This is a genomic window from Paenibacillus sp. 01T422, from assembly GCF_056398785.1.
In genome coordinates, this window is sequence record NZ_JBFTQB010000670.1 from 1 (window position 1) to 3,674 (window position 3,674).

Genomic DNA, 3,674 nt, shown 5'->3' on the forward strand with positions numbered 1-3,674 from the left:
GTGGAGGGGTGTGGCTATGGACAACAGAATACTGCGAATTAGAGCCGAAGAAAGAAAATGTGGAGGGGTGTGGCTATGGACAACAGAATACTGCGAATTAGAGCCGAAGAAAGAAAATATCATGAAGCTTGCTATGACAACTATAAGTTGTTCGAAGCTGGAACCTGGCTGCATAAACCGGTAAAGTCGGTCATGGACACGCTAGATTTTTTTGATCATTATGAGAGTTTGCGGATATTGGATCTTGGCTGCGGGGTGGGCAGAAACRGTATTCCTATTGCAGAGAAACTACATGGACGAATTGGGAACGTTGTCTGTGTTGATCTGCTCCAATCAGCGCTAGATAAGCTTAGTTTATATAGTGAGCACCATGGTGTGGGTTCATATATAAGCCCACAATTGTCGGATATAGCTGACTATGAAATTCCAGGTGATCATTTTGACTACATAGTTGCAGTTTCTGTCGTCGAGCATGTTGAATCTGAAAGTAAAATTACTTCATTGCTTTCCAACATGGCGTTGGGTACGAAAACAGACGGCATTACCTGTATCATTATGAATTCCAACATAGAAGAAGTAGACGCTGAAACTGGTGAGCAATTAGAGGTTTTAATGGAGATTAATCTAACGACTGAACAAGCAAGTGACTACTTGAGAAAAGCGTTTGATGGATGGACGGTTCTCAAGTCAACCATAAAGCCATTAGTGTTCAATATTGAACGCGAAGAGAGGAACGTTTTGCTGAAAACGGACTGCATCACATGGATTGTTCGAAAATCATGAGACATAAGCCTTGACTCGTTAGATGCGTTGGTCATCTGAGTCAGAGGCTTTTTTTATCTGAAGATATGTCCAGATTTGGAGTCGATATCCAAGTTCTATAAGGAAGCAGTTCTAGCGCTGCTCTACCGTTTAGTTATTGGTGGGGATCGCCTACTGTCCAGTGACACGATTGCGGGAATGGCGATGGAGCAGCGAATTGAGAAGGCGAAGGTTATGCTGCTTCACTCGGATGCAACAGATTTTACGAACATTCGCCACTTCAGCCGCATATTCAAAACGCTTACGAATCGAACGCCCTCGGAATACCGGGAGGGCAAACAAACGAACTGACACGCGGCTGTTCGAGGTGCGAGGGAAATATTTTGCTGGGGCATACTAATGGAAAATGTCCAGCAGGAGGGWTTCGCGTGCACAGGAAACGCGTTGTTGCGATAGCTTTCATGTTGACACTTACTTCTGGCTGCTTCTATACGGCGAACCCACCTGCGCCGAAGGATGCAAGGCTGGAAACTAAACAAGATAAAGCAGATGTTAGAGGAGAGCAAATCGATGGTAGACGAGATCTAATGGATGCTGGGGAAGACCGAGTAGAGGTTAGACAAGACCAGGCAGATGCTGGGGAAGACCGAGTAGAGGTTAGACAAGCGCAGGAAAATGCTGGGCAAGACCAAGCGGACACTGGACAAGACCAGGCAGATGCTGGACAAGACCAAACAGATACTAGACAAGTTCAGCCACCTACAGTTACGGTACCGACTATACCGCCTATTGTTTCGGAACCTAGCGTAAATAAAGTCACTTTGGCAGCCATCGGCGATGTTCTTATTCATAGCGAAATATATCAAGATGCCAAGCAGAAGGACGGCACATTTAACTTTTCTAAAATGTTTGAGAACGTACAGAGTTACATGCGTGTGCCAGACATTTTGGTAGCGAATCAGGAGACGATGATTGGAGGGAAAGAGCTGCGACTCTCTGGCTATCCGTCGTTCAATAGTCCGCAGGAAGTTGGGGATGCCCTCAAGGCGGCAGGGGTGGACCTTGTTACAGTGGCTAATAATCATTCGTTGGACCGCGGGGAAAAAGTTATTCAGAGTGCTCTGTCGTACTGGGATCGACTTGGCATTCCTTATACAGGATCATTTAAATCAAAGGAAGACCAGAAGAACATTCGTACGTTGGTCAAAAATAATATTACTTTCTCATTTCTGAGCTACGCCTATGGCACAAATGGCATCCCCCATCCGAAAGGGAAAACTTATTTAGTTAATCGAATTGATACGGCTCAGATTGCTCAAGAGGTTGAGCAGGCGAAGCGCTTATCTGACGTTGTCGTGGTAGCTATGCACTGGGGAACGGAGTATGAAACATTACCCAATGAGAGTCAGTTGGCGCTCGCGCAAAAGCTGGCGGACTACGGCGTTCATATCGTCATCGGTAATCACCCGCATGTTTTGCAGCCACCAGCTTGGGTAACAAGTACTAATGGCCACAAAACGCTAGTGTTATATTCATTAGGCAATTTCATATCTGCCCAAGGCGGAGTTGCCAAGCGAGTAGGCGGTATGGCGACGATTGACGTCGTCAAGACGGTGGGGAAAGAGAAGACGATTACGTTGAAACATCCGTCATTTCTTCCCACATTTACCTCTTACAAAAACATGACACAGTTCAAGGTGCTGCCTGTGGATCAAGTTACTCCTGTGCAGCTCAGCAACGGTACAATTCAATTTGATCAGATCAAGGAACATATGAGAACCTTTATGCAGGAACTAAACTTTATCGGCGTAGATAAAGTTAAATAAAACACCCCTCGAACGTCGAGGGGTGTTCGTTCTGGCGAAGCCTACGAGAGATTTTCGTCATCCTCGTTACTTGCTTGCGTCGTGCGCGCTTCGGCTAATTGTGCATGCGCCGCGTCTAGCTGCTCCTGCGCAGCCTGAATCACCTGCCGGCGATTATTGTCAGCTGTCTGGGCTTCGTTCAGATTGTGTAGGGCATCTGCCACAGCATTATGTGCTTGGGTTTCTGCGTTTTGTTGTTGATTGGATTGTTGATCTGACATGGAGAATCCTCCTAATTGTTGGTTTTTTTCCTGGTTAATATGCCCAAGAAGGCAGGAATCATTCACGCAGCGATAGAAAATGTCATGTGGAAGGGAGGCTGACGAGTTGAAAATAAAAAGTGTGAACCATTTTCTTTTTTCAGTTACTGATTTAGATACATCGATTTCATTTTATCAGCAAGTATTTGGGGCCAAGTTGTTGGTGAAAGGGAGAAGCTTAGCCTATTTTGACTTATGTGGTATTTGGCTCGCGCTGAATGTTGAGAAGGAAATTCCGCGAAATGAGATTCATTACTCGTACACTCATATGGCTTTTACAGTAGAAGAAGCAGATTTCGATGTGATGGTGGAAAAGCTGGAGCATTTAGGAGTAAATATACTTCCGGGGCGAACAAGAGATGAGCAAGATAAGCGTTCTGTCTACTTTACCGATCCGGATGGCCATAAATTTGAATTTCATACTGGCAACTTGGAAGACAGGTTAGCTTATTACAAAAAAGAGAAGCCGCATATGGCGTTTTATGAAGATGATGATATGCAGTGATGAAGCAGTCCGCCCACCCGTGTGTGGGAGTGGCAATTGAGTGGGAGGACACCCTCGCAGGACTTGGGTATGAGTAGCTGAGTGGGGGACAGCACGCTTGGRTTTGGTGGCTTACTTGCAATTAACGCCGATAACTGCAGCTACTTTCTGCGATAAATCCACTTTTATCCAATTAATAGGATTAGCTACCGCTAATTTCGCCGAATTGAGGGGATATCGCATATTACCGACATATTAGCTGCAGAATCTACCGCTAATCCGTCCCCTGTCACTGAGTAGGGG

The 3,674-nt window shown here is 45.6% G+C and carries 5 protein-coding genes; 4 read left to right on the top strand and 1 reads right to left on the bottom strand.

Annotated elements, in window-relative coordinates:
- Positions 1-75: 75 nt before the first annotated feature.
- The 3 genes from AC1DUA_RS28565 to AC1DUA_RS28575 all read left to right on the top strand — a co-directional run bounded on the left by AC1DUA_RS28565 (position 76) and on the right by AC1DUA_RS28575 (position 2,588).
- A complete protein-coding gene (locus tag AC1DUA_RS28565; RefSeq protein ID WP_477502977.1) occupies positions 76-783 on the top strand; it encodes a class I SAM-dependent methyltransferase in 708 nt (235 codons plus the stop codon).
- A gap of 75 nt (positions 784-858) precedes the next feature.
- The gene (locus AC1DUA_RS28570; RefSeq protein ID WP_477502978.1) at positions 859-1,113 is read left to right on the top strand and encodes a hypothetical protein; all 255 of its coding nucleotides are present in this window, start codon (positions 859-861) and stop codon (positions 1,111-1,113) included.
- A 77-nt stretch (positions 1,114-1,190) separates the two neighbouring features.
- Positions 1,191-2,588, top strand: a complete 1,398-nt coding sequence (locus AC1DUA_RS28575) for a CapA family protein (protein WP_477502979.1) — start codon at positions 1,191-1,193, stop codon at positions 2,586-2,588.
- A 41-nt stretch (positions 2,589-2,629) separates the two neighbouring features.
- On the opposite strand, the gene AC1DUA_RS28580 is transcribed toward AC1DUA_RS28575, so the two are convergent.
- The gene (locus AC1DUA_RS28580; protein ID WP_477502980.1) at positions 2,630-2,848 is read right to left on the bottom strand and encodes a hypothetical protein; all 219 of its coding nucleotides are present in this window, start codon (positions 2,846-2,848) and stop codon (positions 2,630-2,632) included.
- Positions 2,849-2,954: 106 nt separating this feature from the next.
- Here AC1DUA_RS28580 and fosB point away from each other — a divergent pair, with 106 nt between their 5' ends.
- Positions 2,955-3,392, top strand: a complete 438-nt coding sequence (gene fosB, locus AC1DUA_RS28585) for a metallothiol transferase FosB (RefSeq protein ID WP_477502981.1) — start codon at positions 2,955-2,957, stop codon at positions 3,390-3,392.
- The last annotated feature ends 282 nt before the right edge of the window (positions 3,393-3,674 follow it).